The 22356-nt window shown below is 51.2% G+C and carries 18 protein-coding genes; 11 read left to right on the top strand and 7 right to left on the bottom strand.

Going from position 1 to position 22356, the window contains the following annotated elements; all coding sequences use genetic code 11:
* Positions 1-5 precede the first annotated feature (5 nt).
* From FGS84_RS07290 to FGS84_RS07270, 5 genes are all read left to right on the top strand, one after another.
* Positions 6-5636: an EAL domain-containing protein gene (locus tag FGS84_RS07290; protein WP_243129897.1), complete on the top strand. Its 5631-nt coding sequence runs from the start codon at positions 6-8 to the stop codon at positions 5634-5636.
* Between the two features lie 40 nt (positions 5637-5676).
* Positions 5677-6816, top strand: a complete 1140-nt coding sequence (locus FGS84_RS07285) for an aldo/keto reductase (protein WP_138307110.1) — start codon at positions 5677-5679, stop codon at positions 6814-6816.
* Between the two features lie 69 nt (positions 6817-6885).
* Positions 6886-7752 (top strand): LysR family transcriptional regulator, encoded by an 867-nt coding sequence (locus FGS84_RS07280; RefSeq protein ID WP_138307108.1) that lies wholly within the window; start codon positions 6886-6888, stop codon positions 7750-7752.
* Between the two features lie 77 nt (positions 7753-7829).
* Positions 7830-8216, top strand: a complete 387-nt coding sequence (locus FGS84_RS07275) for a BlaI/MecI/CopY family transcriptional regulator (RefSeq protein WP_138307106.1) — start codon at positions 7830-7832, stop codon at positions 8214-8216.
* Positions 8213-10228 carry a M56 family metallopeptidase gene (locus FGS84_RS07270; protein ID WP_138307104.1) on the top strand — a complete coding sequence of 672 codons (2016 nt, stop codon included), beginning with the start codon at positions 8213-8215 and terminating at the stop codon, positions 10226-10228. The genes FGS84_RS07275 and FGS84_RS07270 overlap by 4 nt, the downstream gene beginning before the upstream one ends.
* A gap of 6 nt (positions 10229-10234) precedes the next feature.
* On the opposite strand, the gene FGS84_RS07265 is transcribed toward FGS84_RS07270, so the two are convergent.
* Entirely contained in the window at positions 10235-11629 is a 1395-nt protein-coding gene (locus tag FGS84_RS07265) for a PLP-dependent aminotransferase family protein (protein ID WP_243129894.1), read from the bottom strand.
* A gap of 281 nt (positions 11630-11910) precedes the next feature.
* On the opposite strand from FGS84_RS07265, the gene FGS84_RS07260 reads away from it, so the two are divergent.
* Entirely contained in the window at positions 11911-12591 is a 681-nt protein-coding gene (locus FGS84_RS07260; RefSeq protein WP_138307102.1) for an MgtC/SapB family protein, read from the top strand.
* A 56-nt stretch (positions 12592-12647) separates the two neighbouring features.
* Here the strand turns inward: FGS84_RS07260 and FGS84_RS07255 are convergent, their stop codons facing one another.
* Positions 12648-13700 carry a tyrosine-type recombinase/integrase gene (locus FGS84_RS07255; protein ID WP_138307100.1) on the bottom strand — a complete coding sequence of 351 codons (1053 nt, stop codon included), beginning with the start codon at positions 13698-13700 and terminating at the stop codon, positions 12648-12650.
* Positions 13701-13867: 167 nt separating this feature from the next.
* Here FGS84_RS07255 and FGS84_RS07250 point away from each other — a divergent pair, with 167 nt between their 5' ends.
* The 4 genes from FGS84_RS07250 to FGS84_RS07235 all read left to right on the top strand — a co-directional run bounded on the left by FGS84_RS07250 (position 13868) and on the right by FGS84_RS07235 (position 18362).
* Complete coding sequence (locus FGS84_RS07250; RefSeq protein WP_138307099.1) at positions 13868-15409, top strand: RtcB family protein; 1542 nt, start codon at positions 13868-13870, stop codon at positions 15407-15409.
* Positions 15410-15527: 118 nt separating this feature from the next.
* Entirely contained in the window at positions 15528-16397 is an 870-nt protein-coding gene (locus FGS84_RS07245; protein ID WP_138307097.1) for a hypothetical protein, read from the top strand.
* Positions 16394-17614 carry a glutathionylspermidine synthase family protein gene (locus tag FGS84_RS07240; RefSeq protein ID WP_138307095.1) on the top strand — a complete coding sequence of 407 codons (1221 nt, stop codon included), beginning with the start codon at positions 16394-16396 and terminating at the stop codon, positions 17612-17614. The genes FGS84_RS07245 and FGS84_RS07240 overlap by 4 nt, the downstream gene beginning before the upstream one ends.
* Positions 17607-18362, top strand: a complete 756-nt coding sequence (locus FGS84_RS07235; protein WP_138307092.1) for a hypothetical protein — start codon at positions 17607-17609, stop codon at positions 18360-18362. The genes FGS84_RS07240 and FGS84_RS07235 overlap by 8 nt, the downstream gene beginning before the upstream one ends.
* 514 nt (positions 18363-18876) lie before the next feature.
* Here FGS84_RS07235 and FGS84_RS07230 read toward each other — a convergent pair.
* The 4 genes from FGS84_RS07230 to FGS84_RS31770 form a co-directional block, all read right to left on the bottom strand.
* Positions 18877-19920 (bottom strand): replication initiation factor domain-containing protein, encoded by a 1044-nt coding sequence (locus tag FGS84_RS07230; protein ID WP_138307090.1) that lies wholly within the window; start codon positions 19918-19920, stop codon positions 18877-18879.
* Positions 19921-20133: 213 nt separating this feature from the next.
* Complete coding sequence (locus FGS84_RS07225) at positions 20134-20379, bottom strand: hypothetical protein (RefSeq protein WP_138307088.1); 246 nt, start codon at positions 20377-20379, stop codon at positions 20134-20136.
* 207 nt (positions 20380-20586) lie between these two features.
* A complete protein-coding gene (locus FGS84_RS30730; protein WP_166460227.1) occupies positions 20587-20757 on the bottom strand; it encodes a hypothetical protein in 171 nt (56 codons plus the stop codon).
* The gene (locus tag FGS84_RS31770) at positions 20754-20882 is read right to left on the bottom strand and encodes a hypothetical protein (RefSeq protein ID WP_279232799.1); all 129 of its coding nucleotides are present in this window, start codon (positions 20880-20882) and stop codon (positions 20754-20756) included. Before FGS84_RS31770 ends, FGS84_RS30730 begins: the two co-directional genes overlap by 4 nt.
* 218 nt (positions 20883-21100) lie before the next feature.
* Here FGS84_RS31770 and FGS84_RS07220 point away from each other — a divergent pair, with 218 nt between their 5' ends.
* Complete coding sequence (locus FGS84_RS07220) at positions 21101-21388, top strand: hypothetical protein (RefSeq protein ID WP_138307086.1); 288 nt, start codon at positions 21101-21103, stop codon at positions 21386-21388.
* Between the two features lie 199 nt (positions 21389-21587).
* Here FGS84_RS07220 and FGS84_RS07215 read toward each other — a convergent pair whose 3' ends face one another.
* Complete coding sequence (locus FGS84_RS07215; RefSeq protein ID WP_138307084.1) at positions 21588-22352, bottom strand: zonular occludens toxin domain-containing protein; 765 nt, start codon at positions 22350-22352, stop codon at positions 21588-21590.
* Between the last annotated feature and the right edge of the window lie 4 nt (positions 22353-22356).

The raw sequence follows: 22356 nt of genomic DNA, 5'->3' as shown, positions 1-22356 counted from the left end.
AAGACATGCTTGCAAAGCGGAAGCTTTTAATTGTTGAAGATAATGCAATCAACCGGATGATGCTGAAGGAGATATTATCACAGCGGTATTCGGTGGCGGAGGCTGAGAACGGACAGGAGGCACTGGAAAAACTGGAATATATGAAGGGGGATGTTTCACTGGTTCTCCTTGATTTGGTTATGCCTGTGATGGATGGATACACATTCCTGTCCCTGATGAAGGCCAATCCCCAGTTTGCGCCCATTCCTGTTATTGTCACAACCCAGAGCGGAGACGAGGAGAGCGAGGTCAGGGCCCTGACCAGCGGAGCCATGGATTTTGTGGCCAAACCATATAAGCCGCAGATTATTATGCGGCGCATTGAGAATATCATTAAACTGCGGGAAACAGCAGTGATAGTGAACCAGTTCAGGTACGACCGCCTGACCGGTTTGTGCAGCAAGGAGTTTTTCTGCCAGCAGGCAAGGGAAACCATGCTGGACCATCCGGACAGGGAGTATGATATCGTCTGTTCCGATATAGAAAATTTTAAATTAATCAACGATGTATTCGGTGTTCCGGCCGGTGACCGTCTCCTGTGCAGGATGGCGGACACATACAGGAAACTGGTAGGTGAGAATGGCTTTTGCGGCCGATTCAGTGCAGACCGGTTCGCCTGTTTGGTGGAACACCATTTTGCTTATACGGACCGTGTATTCAGGCAGGCTATTGACGAAATCAACAGCCTGGGGGAAGTGAGGAATGTAACGGTTAAGTGGGGAATCTTTCCTGTCAGTGATAAATCCCTGTCCATTGAACAGATGTGCGACCGGGCCTTTCTGGTGGCCAAGAGCATTAAGGGAAGATACGGAACCTGCTTTGCCACCTATGATGATAAGCTGCGCAACCAGCTTCTGAGGGAACAGGACATCACAGACAGCATGGATGAGGCGCTGGAAAAGGAGCAGTTTGTCATTTACCTCCAGCCCCAGTACCGGCTCTCAGACCACACGCTGGTGGGGGCGGAGGCTCTGGTGCGGTGGAATCATCCCGAGTGGGGACTTCTGCCGCCGGCTGAATTCATTCCCATATTTGAGAAGAACGGATTCATCATAAAGATGGACCGGTATGTGTGGGACCGGGCATGCGCCGCGTTGAAATCCTGGGATGAAAAGGGATATCCCAGGCTGCCGGTGTCCGTCAATGTTTCCAGGTCCGATATTTATCACGCGGACCTGGCCGATATCCTCATAAAGACTGTCAGGAAGTACTCCCTTTCGCCCTCCCGCCTTCATCTGGAGATAACAGAGAGCGCATACACGGAGAACCCGGACCAGCTTATTGAGACATTGGGACGCCTGCGGGAAAAGGGATTTATCATTGAAATGGATGACTTTGGAAGCGGCTATTCCTCACTGAACATGCTGAACCGGATGCCCTTAGACGTATTGAAGCTGGACATGAAGTTTATACAGGATGAGACTTCCAAACCGGTCAATCAGGGAATCCTGCATTTTGTCATGGAACTGGCCCGATGGATGAAGCTGGACGTGGTGGCGGAAGGCGTGGAGAAGAAGGAGCAGATTACACGCCTGCGGGAAATGGGATGTGACTATGTCCAGGGATACTATTACGGAAAACCCATGCCGTGCCAGGAGTTTGATGACCTTATCAAAATATCAGGTCTTTTAAACCGCCGGGAACTGGATACGCCCATTGAGACTAGGGAACAGCCGGACACGCCATTGTCCATGATGGCATTTTTGGACATTTTAAACAGCCTTCCCTGCGGATTATGCGTATGCCGGGTCACTGAGGAGGCGCTGATTCCCCTGTTTTACAACCAGTCCTTTTATGAAGCCCTGGGAATGCCCATAGAACAGACACAAAAGACCATACTGGATTCACTCTTTCCGGGAGTCTGCCCTGATGATATGAAGCTTCTGAGGGAAAAGGTGCTGGAAGCTGTCTGGAATACGGGAACCCTGCTGCATATATGCCGCGTCCGGAAAAAGGATAAGGGGGAATACGGCTGGATTCATATGAGCGGCCAGGAGAAGGTGCAGAAGGACGGCACAAAACTCTTTTATGTTGTGTGCAAGGATATCAGCGAGTATGTCCATCTGGAGAGGGAATTTGACAGGGCGAATGAAAAGCTGGAGCATCTGGTCAACAGCATACCGGGAGGAATCATCCATATTGAAATAAAGGACGGGCAGGTCATGCCGGTTTTCTTTTCAGACGGTATCGCATCCCTTTCCGGCCGCGGCCGCGGGGATTTGGAACAGCTGATGATGGGGGACAGCCTCAGTATGATTTATGAGGCGGACCGCCAGAAGGTGGCCCAGACCGTGATGCAGGTTATGGAAACAGGAGGAAGCCTGGATGTCTCGTACCGTATCTGGCACGAAAACGGCTCCCTGCTCTGGATTCGCCTCAATGGACGGTGTATTGTCTCAAACGGGGAAGGAGCACGGCTTTATGCGGTGGTGACGGAAGTATCTCCGGAAACACAGCTGCTTCAGAATATGACCCTTCAGACCGCTGACGGCATTTATGTGATTGACAAACGCAATTACGACCTTTTGTATGTGAACGACGCCAAACATCTCTTTGCTGCATCCGGGGAATGTGTGGGAAAGAAGTGTTACAAGGCCCTGCAGGGCCAGGAGGCCCCCTGTCCTTTCTGCAACATAAGATTCAATGAATTTGAGGGCCAGGCCCGTGAAATGCCTATGGAGGACGGCCGGACCATGCGTACCCGTTTTTATGAGATGGATTGGAACGGCATACCCGCCTATGTGGAGTACATACAGGATATTACCAGGGACATTGAAAATAAAAAGGAGATGGAACGGCTGGAGCAGTATTTCCAGACCGTGCTCAGGTATCTGCCCGGCGGCGTGGCGGTTGTCCGTTATGGGAAGGATGGGGGAATGACGCCGGAATTCATATCAGATGGATTTGCTGCCATGACAGACATGTCCCTGAGCCAGACCTGGGAGCTGTACGGGAAAGACGCCACGTCGGGAGTCCATCCGGAGGACGTGGAACAGGTGCGGCAGAAGATGGCGGAGTACATTGAAAGCGGCGAGGTCCAATGTGAGATTACTTACCGTCTGATGAAGGGGGACGGAAGTTATGTCTGGGTGAAGAACACCCTTTCCATCATAGACAGCGACAAGGGGGAGAAGCAGATTTACGCCTGTTTCCGGGATATGACCAGGGAACGGGAGGAGCAGGAAATGCTCCGCAGCCAGTACAATGACCTGATTGTACAGCATTACCGCACGCTGGAGCCAAATACATTGATTGTGGGCCACTGCAACATTACGCAGAACCGTATTTTGGAAATCAATGATTATACGGGTTCGGACCTGCTTGAAACCTTCGGTGCCAGACGGGAGGACTTTTTTAAAGGTATATCCGGATTTGTGGCGGAGCCGGACATGCGCCGGCGTTTCCTTAAGACATATCTCAACCAGCCGTCCCTGGAAGCCTTTGAAAAGGGAAATCTGGAACTGAAGCTGGACTGTTTTGTACGCATGCCAAGGAAACCGGAGGGCTTATACGCCAGGTTTAAGATGAACCTGATTGCCACTCCGGACAGCGGTGATGTGACGGGCATCCTTACTGTTACCGATGTGACGGAACAGACTGTATCGGACCGGATTCTCCACAAGCTGTCCGTGTCCAGTTATGATATGGTGATGGATGTGGACCTGAACCGGGACCATTATACCCTGCTGTCCTATAACCACGGGGCGGAGGATGTGCCTGAGCCTTATGGAATCTACTCGGAACAGGTCCGGAGGCTGGTTCAGGATATCGTGGTGCCAAGGGACAGGGCCAATGCAGGCAGTATGCTGGATAAGGAGTATATGATATCACGGTTAAAGCGGGATGGATTTTATTCATTCCCCTACTCAGTCCGCTGGAAATCCGGGGGAATACTGACAAAGAACCTGACGGTTACGGCAATCGACCTGCGCATCGGGCGTATCTGCATGGCGCGGACCGACATTACGGATTCTGTCCGGGAACAGCAGGGAACCCTGAACATTGTGGCCAGCATCTTTGAGGTGATGGGGCTTCTGGATATATGCAGCGGCAGCCTGACCATGCATGACCGCCGGACGATTCTGGACGACCTTCCGCCCTACTACGTGGAGGATTATAATGCCTGCTTAAAGGGAATGACGGCGCATTACGGCTCCCATGCCCGCCAGGAGGCGGAAAGGCAGTTCCGGATGGAGACTATGCTGGAAAGGCTTAAGGAGAAACCGGAAGGGTATGACTTTGTGCTGCCTTATGGGAACGGGCGGGAACCGCGGTACAAGCAGATTAATATACTGTGGGGCGACAAGGACCATAATACCATCTGCATGGCCAGGGCAGATGTGACGGATATACTGGCGGCTGAACGGAAGTCCAAGGAAGCGCTGGAAGAGGCCCTGGCCTTTGCGGAGGAAGCCAGCCGGGCTAAAAGCGATTTCCTATCATCCATGAGCCATGATATCCGCACGCCCATGAACGCCATAATGGGCATGACCACCCTTGCCCTTTCTAACATGGGGGACCGGGACCGGCTTAAGGATTACCTGAATAAGATATCATCGTCATCCAGGCATCTGCTGAGCCTGATTAACGATATCCTGGACATGAGTAAGATTGAGCGCTCAAAAATCAAATTGAACAATATGGAGATAACCATGGAAGGAATGCTGGAACAGCTTTCATCTATTATGGGTCCGCAGGCTGTCAATGCAGGTCTGGCATTCCATATCCGGGAAGGGGAAATGCTGCATCCAAGGTTTTATGGGGACGCACTGCGCATCAACCAGATATTAATCAACATACTGGGAAATGCAGTTAAATTTACGCCTGAGGGGGGAACCGTAGAGCTTTTGGCGGAGGAAACATCTTCTCCTGCAGGGGATGGATGGTCCAGGTACCGGTTTACGGTCAGCGATACCGGCGTGGGTATGACGGAGGAGTTTCTGGCCCATATATTCGAGCCCTTCCTGCGCAATGCGTCGCGTATTGAGGGAACCGGGCTGGGACTCAGCATCACCAAAGGCCTGGTGGACCTGATGGGCGGCAGTATTTCCGTGGAAAGCCGTCTGAACCAGGGGTCCGTGTTCTGTGTGGAGCTGGACCTGAAATGGGCTTCTGCTGCAGGCAATGAGGACAGGGAACAGCCGGAACTTCCGGATGATACGGATAAGGGAACGATACTGGCGGGATGCCGTTTCCTTGTGGCTGAGGATAATGCAATTAATTCTGAGATACTCTGTGAGGTGCTGAGAATGTACGGGGCCTGCTTTACCGTGGCTTCCAACGGGGCCAGGGCAGTGGAGGCATTTAAGGATTCCCTGCCGGGCACCTATGACGCGGTGCTGATGGATATCCAGATGCCGGAAATGAACGGGTATGAGGCTACCCGGGTCATAAGGAAGCTGGAACGCCCGGACGCAGCAAACATACCCATCATAGCGATGACGGCCAATGCCTTTGCAGAGGACATCCAGATGGCCAGGGACGCCGGTATGACGGCCCATGTGGCCAAGCCCATAGATCTGAAGGTACTGCTGGCTACCCTTTGCGGTACTGTACTCAGGACAGCGCCTCTGCCGCGGGGCGGGAACCGGACTTGATGGGCGGCAGTATAAAGCATATACAATTGGGAGGAATAACATGCGATACAGGAAATTGGGAAACACGGGCCTGGAGGTCAGTGAAATCGGATTGGGAGCTGAATGGCTGGAACGGCATGGAAGGGAGGAGATAAAGGAGGTTGTTGACTGCTGCGAAGCACAGGGAATCAACATTCTGGACTGCTGGATGGCGGAACCCAATGTCAGGTCCAACATCGGCGCCGCCCTAAAAGGCAGGCGGGAACGATGGATGATACAGGGGCACCTGGGTTCCTCCTGGCAGGACGGCCAGTACGTCCGCACCCGCGAGATGGACAAGGTGATACCGGCTTTTAAGGATTTGCTGGACCGTCTGGGAACGGACTATATTGATTTCGGCATGATACATTTTGTGGATGAAGCAGCGGAATTTAGGCGTATCATGGAGGGAGAGTTCATTGCCTATGTCCGCGGACTGAAGGAAAAGGGAACCATACGCCACATCGGCATGAGCACACATAACCCGGATGTGGCAAAGCTGGCTGCCCTGAGCGGTGAAATAGAGCTGATTCTGTTCAGCATCAATCCGGCCTTTGACCTGCTGCCGGCCAGTGAGGACATGACGCGGTATTTTGCAGATGTGTACGATGAAGGGCTGAGGAACATAGCTCCTGAACGGGAGGAGCTTTACCGTATCTGTGAACAGAGCGGCGTGGGTATTACCGTGATGAAGGGATATGCGGGCGGCAGGCTGTTTTCTCCGGAGACATCGCCCTTCGGAGTGGCCCTTACCCCGGTGCAGTGCCTCCACTATGCCCTGACCCGTCCCGGAGTGGCCAGCGTAATGGCAGGGTTTGACACGCCGGAGCATGTGATGGCGGCTGTTGCCTATGAGACAGCCACAGAGGAGGAACGGGACTATGCCAGCGTGCTGGCAGGCGCCCCGCGCCATGCATACTTCGGTCAGTGCACCTACTGCGGACACTGTGCGCCCTGTCCCTCAGGCATTGATATTGCCATGGTGAACAAGCTCTATGATTTGGCTGTCATGCAGCCGGATGTTCCGGCTGCGGTGCGGGCCCATTACCAGGGACTGTCTGCAAATGCCGGGGATTGTACTGGGTGCAGAGGCTGTGAAGCCCGATGTCCGTTTGGTGTGCATGTGGCGGAACGCATGGAAAAGGCCCGGGAATTGTTTTGACGGCTGCTTCTGAGAAAACAGCTGATAGGGCAGCCCCTGCGCCGATAAATAGGGAAAGGATGACTGTATATGGAAATACGCATATTAAAGTATTTTTTGATGGCGGCAAGAGAAGAGAACATAACAAAGGCCGCCAGCCTTCTGCATATTACCCAGCCCACCCTTTCACGCCAGCTCATGCAGCTGGAGGAGGAGCTGGGCGTAACATTATTTACCCGCAGCAACCACCGCATCATACTGACAGATGACGGTATGCTGTTAAAGCGCCGGGCCCAGGAGCTGGTTTCCCTTGCGGAAAAGACAAAGATGGAATTTCTCCATGATGAGAATACCCTGGCAGGGGAGATTGCCATTGGCTGCGGCGAGACACGCAGCATGAACAGGCTGGCGGAGCTGATGGCTGACTTCAGGAGCCGGTATCCCCTGGTACGGTTTGAGATTCACAGCGGAAACGTGGATAATATAAAAGAACGGATGGAACGGGGGCTCCTTGATTTGGGGCTCTTTGTGGAACCGGTGGATGTGGGAAAATACGAGTTCCTCCGTATGCCTGTAAAGGAAACCTGGGGAATCCTGGTGCGGGAGGATTCCCATCTGGCAGAGCTGGATGTGGTCCGCGCAGAGGACCTGGTCCGCATGCCATTGCTGGCTGCAAGCAGGGAAATGGTGCAGAACGAACTGGCCAACTGGTTTGGGGATTATGCGTGTCAGATGGAAATCGCCGTCACATACAATCTGGTCTATAATGCTTCCGTCATGGTAAAAAAGGGAATCGGAGCAGCACTCTGCCTGGAGCTGGACAGCTCTTACGACGGGGTGAAATTTGTTCCCCTGTCCCCGCAGCTGAAGCTCGGGTCTGTGCTGGCGTGGAAGAGGAACCAGATGTTTTCCGCCTCCACCTCCGCTTTTATACGGTATGCAAGAAGTTCGTTGTGATTGCCCTTGACACCTACACACAGTAGGTGTACACTGGAGATGATAACTACAAAGTGTAGGTGAAAGGGGATGGACATATGGAACGGGAAGTTCAGCTGCCTGAGGCGCAGATGGAGGTCATGGAAGTTATCTGGGATAAAGGTGGGAGGGCCATGTTCGGCGCTTTGGGGGAGGAACTGGCATCCAGGGGTAAGTCCTGGAAGTCCAATACCATTCTGACGCTTTTGTCCCGTCTGGCTGATAACGGTATGCTGACCGTGCACAAGCAGGGACGGCTGAACGAGTATGTGGCCCTGGTATCCAGGGAGGCGTATCAGCAGGCCCAGGCCAGACTTCTGGTGGACCGGGTTTTCGGCGGTGACACAAAGCATCTGATTTCGGCCCTGGTCAGCCAGGAATATCTGACCGAAGATGATTATGAGGAGCTGAAGGCATTTTGGGAGAAAGGGGGCGGCAGGGGATGAGTATGTATCTGGAAATGTTTTTCACCCTGTCCCTGTCAGGCGCTGTCCTGATTCTGGTTCTGCTTGGAGCCACGCGGATATTCGGCAGATACATGGGGCGCAGATGGCAGTATTATATCTGGCTGGCAGCCGTGCTGAGGCTGCTTTTGCCTATTCCGTCTCCGGCCGGCCTTTTTTTCCCGGATGTTTTAAGGAGCGGCCTGTCCGCCGGCCTGTTGTCTGAAGGGGGGAATATGCCTGCCTGGATAAACGGACTGTCCGGCGGCGGGACGATGGAAGGACAGCCTGAAACGGGGATGGAAGGGGGGACGGGGAAGGAAGAGATGGGGGCAGAGGGGACAGAGGCCCCAAGGCCGGATTACACGGGCGCGCTCCGTGCAGATACGGTTCCGGTTTCCAGCCATGGGCTGTATCTGGTTCTCCTTATATTGTGGCTGTCTGTGGCCGCTGTGCTGATGGGAAGGAAGATATGGAACTACAGGTACGCAGCCAGGCTGTGTAAGAGGGCTGAGATTTCTTCTGGTATGCCGGATATGTGGCTGGAGGTCTATGGTGGGCCGTTGGAGGAAGCCTGCCGTACATGCGGCCTGAACAGAAGACCGCGTCTGGCGGTCAGCAGGGCCATTCCTTCGCCGGTGACAATGGGGCTGTTTGCACCTGTGATTATCATGCCTGCTGATATTCCGGCAGACAGGGCTTATTATGCATTTTTGCATGAAATCACCCATATACGGAGGCTGGATGCGCTGTACAAGTGGCTGGCGGAGGCGGCAGTATGCCTGCACTGGTTTAATCCGGCTGTATATGTGCTGCAAAAGGAGGTGTCCAGGGCCTGTGAACTGTCCTGCGACGAGGCGGTAATCCGTCATATGGACAGCCGGGATAAACAGCGTTACGGCGAGCTTCTCCTCGCCACACTCAGACGCCATACCGTGCCTTCTGATGCAGGCATGGGCCTTCCGCTCAGTCAGAATGCAAAGTGGATGAAGGAGAGGCTGGTGTCCATTCTGGAATTCAGAACCAGAAGCAGGAAATGGTCCTGGGCAGCCTGGGCCGTGACGGCTTCCGTCATATCCATGGCAGTATTGTGCGGTTTTGCACCTTTGCAGAGGAAAACTGGGACTGCCGGTGCAGAGACCGTGCTGGCAGGTGCGGCAGGACGCCTGGAAACAGGGGCAGCGCACGGAATATCAAAAATCAGCTGGAATGAGTATGAGGATGTGCGCCGCCGACCGGACCAGAAAAGCCTTCAGACAAAGATGTTCTGGGCCAATGGCTATATCGTGGCCCTGGCCTGGAATGTGGACCCGGACCAGTATGACGTAGTCCGGCAGGCAGACGGAAAGACCCTGTGTTTTACAGGGAAAACAGAACCGTATGCAGAGGACAGTTCCATAGCCGTGGCAGTGCAACAGTCCATTGAAAAGCAGAAACTGAGTAAGGGCAAATATAATTTCCAGCCGGACCAGCTGGTTTTGCTGGGAGTGGACGGACCCTTTGAGGGAACTGCGGATGAACTGGCCACGGGGTTCTATGAAGCGGATAATCTGTCCTACTTTGCAGCCGTGGCAGGCAGTGTCAGCCCGGAAACCTGCGCCGGTCTGATGGAACGGTTTTATAAGGAGGACCAGATAAAGTATTTTGCCGTTATTTCAGGAAACCATGACACATCCCTTAAGGGCAGGAAATCAGAGATGGCAAAACAGGCGGCCAAGGCCGGAAAATCGGATTTCTTTTCCGTAATGGAGGATGAACTGACGGATGCGGAAAAGGCGGATATTGCCCTGGATGCATACCGGGCGGACCAGACAGATATATTCTATATGACATATGAGACATTGAGCCGGGACCAGGCCGGGGAAATTGCCAATCAGGCATATGAAGAGGACCGGGTGGAGTATCTCTATGTACTTAAGGACATGCTGACGCCCGGTCAGGCCGCATCCCTGGCGGAACGCGCCAGGAGGGATGGGAAGCAGGAGCTTTTATATGTACTGGAGTGGAAGAATTAGGTAAAGCTAAGAGGATGGGGGTTCCTTCAGAAATGCCCTGATAATGTCCAGTCCCTGACAGAGCTGTTTATGGCTTTTGGGGGAGCAGGTAGCGATGCGGATTGCATTGTGTCCCGCCTGATTGCCCACGGAAAAGCGCTCTGCTCCAAATACACTGACGCCTCTGGCGGAGAGTGCTGCTTCACATGACTTGCCGCTGCACGACAAGGGAAGCTTTAGCCATTGATAATAGGATTCCATGGAGGTGCAGGCTGATGGAAAATAGGAATGGTATATCTGGTTCCGGCGGACGGCAGCAGCCCTTTTTTCAGCTATAATCTGCCGGAACAGTCCGCTTCGTATGAGCTCTGTTGCAATTTCAATGTTCAGTGAGGATATTTTCAGGCTTTGGCTGTAGATTCCCTGTTCCATTACATCCACGTACTGTTTGGGCAGATGCAGATAGGCAATCCTGAGTCCGGGACAAAGGGGCTTTGACAGTCCGCTGATATAGATACAATGTTCAGGCGCTTCCAAGGCCACCGGGACATAGGGCCTGCTCATGAGAGCGGCATAGTTGTCGTCCTCAATGGCAATCAGGCTGTGCCTGCGTATAATGGCTGCGATTTCCTTTCTCCGGTTATCCGAAAATGCGATGTTGGTGGGATTGCTTCCGGCGGGCATCAGGAATATGCCCTTTATCTTCTGGTTTGTACAGAGGGTATCCAGTACATCGGGGCGCATGCCGCATTCATCATTTTCAACAGCAACAAGCTGCAGATAGAGCTGGTTTGCCAGGCTGATGAAATTAGGGTAGGTATAGGAATCCACGGCAATGCGGTCCCCTGCCTCAAAAAGGGAGGAGAGGACAGTTGCAAGGGCGTTCTGGGCGCCGGATGCAATGAGGGTATTATGTTCATCGGCGTCCAGACCGAACTGCCTCACCCAGCCGGCAGCTGTCTGAATCTGCTCCCGGCTGCCCAGCGGGTGGGAATACTCAAAGAGGTGCTCGGAGCCGGGCCGGTTCAGCAGGTCCAGGGTCAGGTCCCGGACCAGTTTGTTCTGCTGGTAAAAGGGATGTATGACAGCCATCTCAATACGGGATGTTATGTTTTTTTCTACCGTGGATATGGGGACATTGGCCGAGGGGACCACAAAGGTGCCCTTGCCGGTAACCGCGTGAATCAATCCCCTCATTTCGCACAGCTTATATGCTTTTGTGATAGTGCTGAGGTTTAAATCCAGAAAATCCGCCAGTTCCCTCTGGGGCGGCATCTTGGTGTTGGCAGGCAGTCTGCCGCTTTTAATATCCCTCTCCATCATGTCTGCCAGACAATAGTATATGGGGTATCTCAGTTCTTTCCTGTCCGGTTTCCAGGACATGGGATAGTTTTCAAATGAATTGACAGGAATGGCAATCACCTCCGTTTGCAGGACAGCCGTTTTACGGGCGCGCCGCTGTATTCTGACTGTGGTATTTTTACAGCGGTATTCTCAATATATCCCATTCTATATTTTCCTGAGGATACCTGTCAAGAAGAAAATGGATGGGGATTTTGAGTCTTGGGATTTTCAGCCCTGGGATTTTCACAAGGTCATAACTTGAAAAGCAGATGGAGGAGTGTTAGAATATATTATTTAATAAAAGGATTGGCACAGGCGCTTAAAACAGGGCTGTGCCCTTGGATGGGGGAATCAATCATATGAATCAGTTTGTCACGGAACAGCTTATCTATGTATTACGGCTGGTGGCCGCTGCCCTTTGCGGCGGTCTGATTGGCTGCGAGCGGCAGAGTAAAAAGAAGACAGCAGGCACCAGGACCCATGTAATCATTGCAGTGGCCTCTGCCATGATGATGATTATCTCCAAGTATGGGTTTGATGATGTGCTCAGTGAGTATGTAAAGCTGGACCCTTCCCGTGTGGCCGCAGGCGTGGTTACGGCCATTGGTTTCATCGGTTCAGGCATTATTATTTTCAGGAACAACAGTGTGAACGGAATCACCACCTCCGCCGGAATATGGGCTACCGTGGGCGTGGGGATGTCCATGGGAGCGGGTATGTATATCCTGGGGGCAGTATCCACGGCCATTGTGATGCTCTCGGAACTGTTTCTGGGAAGAAAAGGTTACTTCTCCAGGCGGAACGGGGAGGACAAAGAAGTGGAGATTGAATACAGCGAAAGCCTGGACGAGGATATTTTCCAGTTCATCAACCGGACACTGCAGGACCAGGACTGCAAGATGGTGAATATCCATCTGACAGAAGAGGCGTCCACCTATGTTCTGACAGCCCAGCTAAAGACGCCGGCGGATTATGACATGTCAGACCTGGTGGGACAGCTTAAAAAGAAAGGCCAGCTAAAGCGTATATCGGTGCAGTGAGAGGGCGGGAATGCAAAATGTCTGATGCGAAACGGATGTATCTGTTTTCGTACGGGCTATTTTTCCCGAAGCCTGACCTTATTCCTGGCGCTGCGCCTTCGCTCGTCCTCCAGGGCAGCGTAGTGACGCTTGGTGGTATTGACATCGGAGTGGCCCAGCACATCAGCCACCAGATATATATCGCCTGTTTCGCGGTACAGGTTGGTGCCATAGGTGCTGCGCAGCTTGTGCGGGGTGATGGGTTTTAATGGCGCCACGGTCCGGGCATACTTTTTAACCAGGTTTTCCACGCTGCGCACCGCCATGCGTCTGCGCTGTAGGGAGAGAAAAAGGGCGTCCTCATGTCCCTGTTCCGGGATGATACGGTCACGTTCCTCCAGATAGTCTAACAGGGCATCCTCCACCTCTGTGCCGAAGTACACGGTCACTTCCTTGCCGCCTTTGCGGTAAATGCGGATGCCGCCGTTTTTAAAGTCAATATCGGAGATGTTAAGTCCCACACATTCCGATACGCGGATGCCGGTACCCAGCAGGAGGGTAAGAAGGGCCAGGTCCCGGGTCTTTGTCTTTGCATGATAGCTTTTCTGCTTATCAGTCAGCTTGCCGCCCTGTTCCACCTCGTCCAGAAGAAGGGCCACCTCATCCACGTCCAGACGGATGATTTCCTTTTCGTGGAGCTTTGGGAGCTGCACCAGCGCAGCGGGATTGTTCCTGATTCGCTCGTTCCTGAAGTAGTAATTGTAAAAACTTTTCAGGGAGGATATCTTGCGCATAATGCCCCGTTCCTTATTCATGACCTCCTGATTTTTATCATTAAAACGGTATTTCAGGTATTCCATATATTCCTCAAAATCCGTGACAGACAGCTGGTCCAGCTGGTCCAGCGTGATATCCTTCACATCAATCCTGGCAATGGCAGGATTTTCCCTGTGGAGGAAATCAAAGAACACATGGAGGTCATAGGCATAGGCAATCCTGGTCCTGGAGGATGTCCTGGGCTCAATACCGCGGAAAAAGTCGCCGCAGAATGGGGGCAGGTCTTTAATCAGATTGCGCAGCCGCAGTATGTTCTCGCGGTCTACCTGTTCATGGTATGATAATTGACTCATATAAGTGGATGCCTCGTTTCATAAGATAGTTTCTGCGTGCCAGACACGTTCTAAGCTCTATTTTAGCGTCAACCGCAAATGATTGTCAATTAATTGTTTTTTCTTTCCTGATTTTGTTGTATAATATAACAATTCAGATAATCGAAAAAACTTGGAAAGAAGGCAGTATGGAAATAAAATTGGAATTTGACAGTGTGTCCGGCGGCCTGTCCATCTTCCTTCCGGAGGGGACAAAGCCGGAGAAAAAGGCGTTGGATGAGCTGGGGACAATGATGAAGCTTACCGGTACCGTGGAGCGGATGAAATCGTCCGGCGTCTTTTCGGCGGAAAAGGGTCCTTCTGTCATAAAGGCAGCAGTGACCCCGGACTTTCACAAGGGGGCCGGCATTCCCATTGGCACGGTGCTGATGACAGAGGGATTTGTGATTCCCCAGGCCATGGGAAATGACATTAACTGCGGCATGAGGCTTTATACCACGGATTTAAAGGAGGAAGAACTGGAAGGTTGTCTGCCCTCCCTTCTGCCTGAAATCCGGCGCATTTTTTTTGAGGGCGGGCGCGCTATTCCCATGAACGGAATTCAGAGGGAGGCCATGCTCAGACATGGGCTTACGGGACTGTTGGAGACTGCCCGGGAGGCGGAAGAAAAGGGGATATGGACCCTCTATGACAGGGAGGAGCAGGAAAAGGCCCTGGAGCGCACGGCTTTCAGGGGCAGCCTGGATGCCGCAGATACAGAGGGGCTGGAGGATTTTATAGGCTCTGCCCATACCTTGTCCTACGATGACCAGATTGGCTCCATAGGAGGCGGGAATCATTTTGTGGAGATGCAGCGCGTGGCGGAGATTTACGACGGCCGGACAGCCAATGCATGGGGAATCAGGAGGGGAGCCATACTTGTGATGATTCACACCGGCTCCCTGACCATCGGCCACCAGAGCGGCAGAATCAACCGAATCATAACAAAGGAACTGTATCCGGAAAGCATTCCCCATCCGGACAACGGAATTTACCTTTTGCCTGAAGGGCAGGAGAAGGGGATAAAAAACAGCGCCGGAATTCCGCAAGGCGATGAGACGGAAAGCCCGTGGCGGCGTTTCTGCAGCACTACATATAATGCGGCTAATTTCGGGTTTGCAAACCGGCTGTTCCTGGGGCTTATGCTCCGGCGGGCCGTGGAGGACCGGGTGCGTCCTTATGAAATGAAGCTTCTGTATGATTCCCCCCACAACTTTATATGGAAAAAGGAAATGGAGGGCAGGAGTTATTTCATCCACAGGAAGGGGGCCTGCTCCGCCAGGGGCATGGAGGAAATGGAGGGAACGCCATTTGCCTACTATGGAGAACCGGTGATGATACCTGGTTCCATGGGAAGTTCCAGCTATCTGCTGAGAGGCATGGGAAATCCGGACGCTCTGTGGAGCGCCAGCCATGGAGCCGGGCGCAGGCTTTCCAGGGGAGAGGCGATTCATGGAAATGACCGGGAATTCAGGGAATTTATGAAGAAATTCCATATTGTGACGCCCATTGACCCGGACCGCAGCGATTTAAAGGGCCGGAACGATATACTGAAAAAATGGGAGGAGGCCGTCCGCTCTGAGGCGCCCTATGCCTACAAGGATATTGACCAGGTGGTGAAGGTCCATGAGGAACACGGGATGGCAGGGCTGGTGGCCAGGATGGAGCCTGTGTTCACAGTGAAGGCGTAGAAGGATGGTCCGGCCTGAGTTCTAACGCAATCTGTCTGATATTCTAACAGGATATTAATAATATGTGGAAATTATAATACGGACTGTTTTTGCAGGTCTTCTGGCTGGAGGTTTTACGATGGACATGTTGGTTTTTGGAATAGCAGCAGCGGCATCCTACTGGTATGAAACAGAGGTTTTTTTGTTTTTCGGCAGCATGTACGTCATGGGCCGTTTTCTGTATAAGTGGTATATGCCGCTGCTGGAATCATGGCCGCCTGAAAGGGGGAGGGAGGGACGTCTGGTTCTGGGCTGTCTTCCGCCTGTCTCCTTTGCGATTATACTATTTGTTCTCCTGACCATGGCATCCTATGACGTGGTTGGAATCTGGATTGTCTTTTACTGTATAATGGGATATGCGTGGCTCAGGGGCGGGATATACATGATGGAGTGCCTGGACCTGTCCTGGCCCTTTGACGCTGTTTATCTGGATAACAAGGCTGCAATCTTTCCTGCTGCCGGAGGATTTGCAGGGGTGACCCTTATTTACGCAGGAGCCAACACCGGGGACGGACCCGGCTGGTGGGTTGTATTGTTTGCCTCAGGGCTTGGTCTGGCTGCATGGCTTGGTCTGGCCATGGCGGTTAATCTGCTGACGGATATGTCCGAGCGGGTCAGCGTGGACCGCGATATGGGCAGCGGCATCCGGTTCGGCGCATATCTGATTGCCAGCGGCCTGATTCTGGCCTATGCATCAGGAGGGGACTGGACCTCCGCACAGGCTACGCTTCTGGAATTCACCGTTGGATGGCCGGTGCTTCCACTCATGCTGTTTGCCCTTCTGGTGGAATGGTTTTATATACAGCCTGCCCGCCGCCTTGTGAACATCAGCAGGCAGGGGGATATACGTCTGTCCGTTTTTTGGGGAGGCAGTTACCTGGCCTATGCTGCGATGGTGCTCCTGGTTTTTCATGGGATATATGGTGAATCCGGCGGGGTATTCCTGTGAGCGGGGCGGTATTGGCCCGTATCCCCGGGGAGCAATATTCGGATTACCGCTATGAGGCCATATTCCGGGCATATAAATGGGACCCTCAGGTGGAAGACCACAACACAGTGGCTGAACATGTGGTGCTTCTGGACAGGCAGACAGCCGGGCAGCTGGAACGCTGGGCGGAGCAGCTGACCGCCGAGACCATGGAGATTGAGCAGGCTATGATGGGACGGATGGATTTGGTGAAGACCCTGGGTCTGCCGTCAAAGGTAAAAAAAGCCATTCCCAGAATGAACAGCTATTCCCCGGAGGAACATATACGGCTGATGCGGTTTGACTTTCATCCCACCACAGAGGGCTGGTCTGTTTCGGAGGTCAACAGCGATGTTCCCGGAGGGTTGGCCGAAGCCTCAGTGCTTCCCAGACTCGCCCAGAAGTACTTTCCCTTCCATGAACCCCATGGTCATGTGGCCCGCAGTCTGCTGGAGGCATTTCAAAAGAGAACACGGCCAGGTGCAAGGATTGCCTTTGTACATGCAACCTCCTACGCGGATGACCGCCAGGTCATGCAGTTTTTAGGGGATTATTTTGAACAGAACGGATACCGTTCCCTGTATGCGGCTCCCGACCATCTTATCTGGAGAGAGCATCAGGCAGTAAGCCTGATTCAGGGGGAGGAGGGGCCTGTGGGCGGAATTGTGCGGTTTTATCCATTGGAATGGCTTCCGAATCTTTCCAGGCGGACAGACTGGGGCGGGTATTACGACACGCATACCCCGTCCTGCAACCATCCAATGGCTGTTTTTGCCCAGTCCAAACGGCTGCCTCTTATATGGGATGAGCTGGGGCTTGAGCTTCCTGCCTGGAGAACCCTGCTGCCTGAAACCTGCGCTCCCGGGAACGGTAATTTGGGGGAGGGATGGATTTACAAACCGGCGTTGGGCCGTGTGGGGGAAGGTATTTCAATCCGGGAGGCGCTGACTCCAAAGGAATACAGGCAGATACAGCGGAACGTCCGCCTGCACCCCAGGGACTGGATTGTACAGAAACGGTTTGAGAGCAAACCGGTTTCAGGCAGGGAGGGAGAGCAGTTTCATCTATGTGTGGGGGTGTTTACAGTGGATGGAAAAGCAGCCGGTTTTTATGGGCGCATCAGTCCCTATCCCCGCATAGACGCCAGGGCAAAGGACATTCCCCTGCTGGTGGAGAAGGAGGATAAAACCAATGAATGATAATTACAGTACATACCGAATCTGGGCGCCGGACAATGCCCTGTGGACCCAATGGGCCAAGCCGGTGCTGTTTGCCCGTGCATTGAATCCTGCGCCTGAGAAGCTGGTCCTGCCTCCTGTTAAATGGGCCCCTTATGGTGATGGAAGAACGGCTGTGTTTGTGGATTTGCCGGGAAAGAGAGGGGTACTGGAGGGCCTGGCCCTGGCTCAAATGGGCTACCGGCCGGTACCGCTCTATAACGGCGTCTATGGCGCGGACAAGTGGTCCATGGCAGTGGACGTAACACCTGTGGCGGAAGCCCTGTACCTGGGTGCGGATTACCTTAGCTGTCAGTCCATCCGTCCGGACGCGCCTCCTGCATTTCTGCTGGACGCGGCCAGGATGAAAGGTCTGGCACGCCAGCCGGGCAGATATGATAACCGCTGGTGCGTGTTTCCCCAGGATGCCCCGTCAGCTGATTTCCTGAAGGCTCACGGCATTGGTTCCATTTATGTCAGGGCCAAGGACATTCAGAATGATTTGGCCCACATACTTCTGCGTTACCAGAAAAAAGGAATTCGGATTTATCTTGTCGGGGATAATGGCGTACCCAAAAAGCTGGCCGTTGTGCGGCCCTCCTTGTTCAAGAGCTTTCTGTACCGATTTTGCACCATGATGGGTCTGACCAGAAATGCAGCAGGCGGATTCGGCGGAACAGTGCCCGAGGCCACCCAGTCCTCCGGCGGACGGTATTATGGCATTGGGTGAGCAGGCTTTATGTAAGCTGTATTACCGCAGGGCAGTTCTTATCGGAGATACCTGTATTGGCAATGGAAGATTAGCGTTGCAGGTTATCAGCAGGATGCATATAAGGCTGTAAAACAGGATTGGGTTAATTGAAAGCCAACACACGTCATATAAATGTCGTGACCGTAAAATGATAAAAGGGTTGTATACAAGGTACAGTAAAATGTGCCATGGTTACAACCCATAATTATTTGTATTAATACAACACTTTAAAGATACTGTTGGATGTGAGAGGTGTTATTAATTATATAGGATACATGATAATGACCGGGTAAAAATACAAGATAATCAGTTGGAAACACAAAAAGGTCTATTAAAGGTTGTTTTTGCCTCCAACTATTCGTTAAAGTTTGTTGACTTTCACGAAAACAGAATGTGATAGTTAATGGTCGCCGGACATTCGTTTTCCCGCCCGGACGGCGACCGCTTATTAACTATTTGTGAAAGTCCACTTTAACGAGATAGTTGTTATCTATCAACTATTCAATTCACCCATTGCCATTTTATACAACGATTTATTCATACGATTCAGACCATTTTCAAGATTATCCTCTACAAATTCAAGGCTCCCTCCATCTGCAAGAATGACAGCGGCGAGAGTGGGCATAACCTGTCTTTTTATCCAGGTCTTTTTTTCATCCATAGTCTTTTCATACTTTGGGACGGTTATCTTAAGCGATGACACACCATCCATGAAATCAGCCCAAACGGGATATGTAGAACAACGAGAGCGATTGATATCGTCAAGTTCAATCATCCGCATATAATGCCCTAAAACACCAACAGAAACAGCGCCAAGGGGAATGCCGGACGTAAGCATTTTAGATACACTCACAGCACGGTCATTCTTTAATTCTAGTTCCCAGCGCACCCAGGGATTATCAACATGGGTGCCAGTTGCAGAAAGTTTGCGATTGCGTTCCAACTGTTTGTCATAAACCCTCAAAAAGATATCACTTGTACGGCTACCAAAGTATACCGTATGGCCTGTTTTACGACCGGATACTTCGGATTCCACGACATTGCGCATATTGCGAAACTTTGAAACAATCTGAGTGTTTTGATATAAACGACAGACATCATCCGTTGAGAAGTATTTACAGCCGATATCATCAATCGCAATATCAATCCTGGTAACATGACCATTGTCCCGTATGCGTTCCAGAAGAGCCACCATAAAAGTACTGTCAAAATCTATGTCATACCCCTCGCCAAAAGGAGTATTTATTTTCAATGTTTCTGAAAAACTACGTATCAACTCACCTATGGCAGAGCCGCTCACATCCACATGGATACCCATATCCGGGTTGCCATCACAAAGAACGCTGAGAGAGTAGCCGTTAAGACGAAACATAGTCCTGTAACCACGGGCGCCTTTTGGCATCCTCGTAAAGTCCTCCACGGTATATCCCAGCATGTCCAGGACATCCACCAAATCATTTGTTGACGTGACCGTGAACGACAGCCAGTCAACTGACACAACCAACCCATTAGCCAGAGTTATTAAGTTTCCTTCCATTCCGACCTCCACTGTATTTAGTACCCCCGTATTACCCTACGGGGGTTTTACAAGCCATCCCTAGCAGGGAAATGGCAGAACGTAGGTATTCCACGTAATGACGAATCAAAACCACAACATGGCCTGGAACTGTGAGCGAACAAGGAAATGCGGGATTGCGCCCGCAAGGGGCTGGCTGAACCAGGACAGAACAGCCAGCATAAGGAGAGTACACTACTTAAGGATAGCAACAGAATTTACCTTGCCACGGCGGTTACGTTCAAAGTCAATTTCAGTGCCAGGTTTAATATCATATAAACCTGGAACACCAAGTCTATCAGAAACAAAGAACGCCTCACAGAAATCACCATTTACATCCGGGTCTTTATAAGTACAATGGAGTTTTACCCCCTTGACTACCTCACCTGTATCATGGTTTGTAAAATTGACGTTTTGAACACCTAAAACTTTAGCTTTCATAAACTTACCTTCCTTCCATTATTCTATTATCAACGTACCGCCCAGGGCATTTACATCAACCTGGGAGGGCAGTATTTCTGCCTAATACCATCAATGACGGTTTCCGATGCACCGACAACAACCACTTGAACATAATAACCTTTCCTCTGCATTTCACGGGCTGGGAACCGTCCACCAATCAAGGGGGCCGCATTAAAGGGGAAGGGGCTAGGCCCCTTGCTCTATTTCTTTTAAACTCTTATCCAATTTCTGTAACAAACTAAATTTAGTCCTTGCTATAAGGATTGATTGCTCATTACCGCTTTCCATTGATTCAAATAAATCATCCGTAACCATATCCTTGTATTTACGGAAAACTTCTTTTTCTTTTTTCGTCATTCCGCTTCTCCCTCCTTTTTGTCTGTACCATCTGACAGCCAATCATAATCATAATCACAATCAACCGTATCATCGCAGTAGTAATAACATGCCAAAGTAGCATCTACATAATCGCCCATATCCATATCATTTTCCCCTTTCAAAACTTTGAATCATTTGATATACTTACTTTGAGATAGTGGCTCCATTCTCACTGCTACACATTGTGTTCTCGTTGCTATGGAGCTTTATTAACTTTGTAACTACAGTATACTACATCTTGCGTAAGATGTATATTGGCATCTTGCACAAGATATAAGTTTTTTGCTGTACATCTTACACAAGATGCATGAGGGAACAATAAATGAGTGATTTCAATGCAACAAAATACAAAAATGAATTTAACAAAGAATCATATGACAGAGCTAGTATAAATTTTCCCAAAGGACAGAAAGCCATCATAGAAGCACACTGGAAAGCAAAGGGGTATAAGTCACTAAATGCCTATGTAAACGACCTAATTGCCCAGGATATGAAGCGCACAGAAGAGAAACAGGGCATCCATATCCAGAACAGCAATGGGGTAGTAATAGGCGGGAATAACAACAATGGAATCGTGATTAGTGACATCAAGGGCAATGTAAACATGTAATTTATAAAAAGTTCCTCCCTGTCAATTCTATACAATCAGCAGGGGGGGGGGTCTGTTTTGCAGACAATAATTGCAAATGTTATACATGCAGTAATAGCCATACTAACGTACAAATATACAGTGATAATGTGCATCCAATTGATACTATTAATCATCATCCACGCACAGGCCAGGACAATAAGAGAGCAAGAGGAAGAGATTAAATGGATGGAATTGAAACATCAACAACTACGCAACCAGAAGCATCTGGACAAGCAGGAGATAAGTCCGAAACATCATCAGCGGCAGTGACATCTGGACCAGTCAGACAAGCGGTCGGCGGGGCCCCTTGCTCCCCTTCCTCGCGCTTATCTGCCCTGTCCAGAAGAGCAAACGTATCGTAAATGCAATAGTACTTTTTCCTGCACTGGAAGAACTCACTTCCCACCTTTTCCTTCATGGGATACCATATCTTTACCTTGATAAAAAGGTTAGTGGGAGAGAGAAGGAGACAGGCAAGGAAGATACCCTTCCAGCCCATGTTATTTACCTTACGATGGATATACTCATACTCAATCAAGCCGCGCACCTGCCTATCTAACATGCGGTCAAACTGGGCGCATAGAATGATAAAAAAACCAAAATGCCGATGCATCGTAAAAAACCAGTTCCAGCGCTCCCGGCCCTTAACGGACCAGTCCCGTGCATTAAACAAAAGCTGAGCTTCGTCAATTACCAGAAGGATACTATCTTCCTTGCAAGGACGGCCCGCAAAATAGGAGCGGGAGAACGATACAAGTTCGTCCGGGTCAAGCTCCCCATTGGGGATAAAGTGTATATCCTTCTTTCTCTTTATGCGTATGTTGTCAACATTAAGAGGGAAGTTGCAAATGATTGGAGCGCCACGGCGGCACCAGTTGTAAATGGTCCTGGCAGTATCCAGGGATTTGCCGCTCCCTGGTGTACCAGAGTATAAGACAATCATGCAT

It is taken from the genome of Clostridium sp. 1001271st1 H5 (genome assembly GCF_005845215.1).
Lineage (GTDB): Bacteria > Bacillota > Clostridia > Lachnospirales > Lachnospiraceae > Enterocloster.
The sequence above is the reverse complement of the archived record's forward strand: the minus strand, read 5'-3'. Positions and strand labels throughout refer to the sequence as shown.

Excerpts from the sequence above, each read along its gene's own strand:
- FGS84_RS07260 (WP_138307102.1), top strand. The coding sequence starts at position 11,911 with ATGAATCAGTTTGTCACGGAACAGCTTATCTATGTATTACGGCTGGTG.
- FGS84_RS07245 (WP_138307097.1), top strand. The coding sequence starts at position 15,528 with ATGGACATGTTGGTTTTTGGAATAGCAGCAGCGGCATCCTACTGGTAT.
- FGS84_RS07220 (WP_138307086.1), top strand. The coding sequence starts at position 21,101 with ATGAGTGATTTCAATGCAACAAAATACAAAAATGAATTTAACAAAGAA.
- FGS84_RS07235 (WP_138307092.1), top strand. The coding sequence starts at position 17,607 with ATGAATGATAATTACAGTACATACCGAATCTGGGCGCCGGACAATGCC.
- FGS84_RS07270 (WP_138307104.1), top strand. The coding sequence starts at position 8,213 with ATGAGTATGTATCTGGAAATGTTTTTCACCCTGTCCCTGTCAGGCGCT.
- FGS84_RS31770 (WP_279232799.1), bottom strand. The coding sequence starts at position 20,882 with ATGGATATGGGCGATTATGTAGATGCTACTTTGGCATGTTATTACTAC.
- FGS84_RS07225 (WP_138307088.1), bottom strand. The coding sequence starts at position 20,379 with ATGAAAGCTAAAGTTTTAGGTGTTCAAAACGTCAATTTTACAAACCAT.
- FGS84_RS07275 (WP_138307106.1), top strand. The coding sequence starts at position 7,830 with ATGGAACGGGAAGTTCAGCTGCCTGAGGCGCAGATGGAGGTCATGGAA.
- FGS84_RS07280 (WP_138307108.1), top strand. The coding sequence starts at position 6,886 with ATGGAAATACGCATATTAAAGTATTTTTTGATGGCGGCAAGAGAAGAG.
- FGS84_RS30730 (WP_166460227.1), bottom strand. The coding sequence starts at position 20,757 with ATGACGAAAAAAGAAAAAGAAGTTTTCCGTAAATACAAGGATATGGTT.
- FGS84_RS07290 (WP_243129897.1), top strand. The coding sequence starts at position 6 with ATGCTTGCAAAGCGGAAGCTTTTAATTGTTGAAGATAATGCAATCAAC.
- FGS84_RS07250 (WP_138307099.1), top strand. The coding sequence starts at position 13,868 with ATGGAAATAAAATTGGAATTTGACAGTGTGTCCGGCGGCCTGTCCATC.
- FGS84_RS07285 (WP_138307110.1), top strand. The coding sequence starts at position 5,677 with ATGCGATACAGGAAATTGGGAAACACGGGCCTGGAGGTCAGTGAAATC.
- FGS84_RS07215 (WP_138307084.1), bottom strand. The coding sequence starts at position 22,352 with ATGATTGTCTTATACTCTGGTACACCAGGGAGCGGCAAATCCCTGGAT.
- FGS84_RS07230 (WP_138307090.1), bottom strand. The coding sequence starts at position 19,920 with ATGGAAGGAAACTTAATAACTCTGGCTAATGGGTTGGTTGTGTCAGTT.
- FGS84_RS07255 (WP_138307100.1), bottom strand. The coding sequence starts at position 13,700 with ATGAGTCAATTATCATACCATGAACAGGTAGACCGCGAGAACATACTG.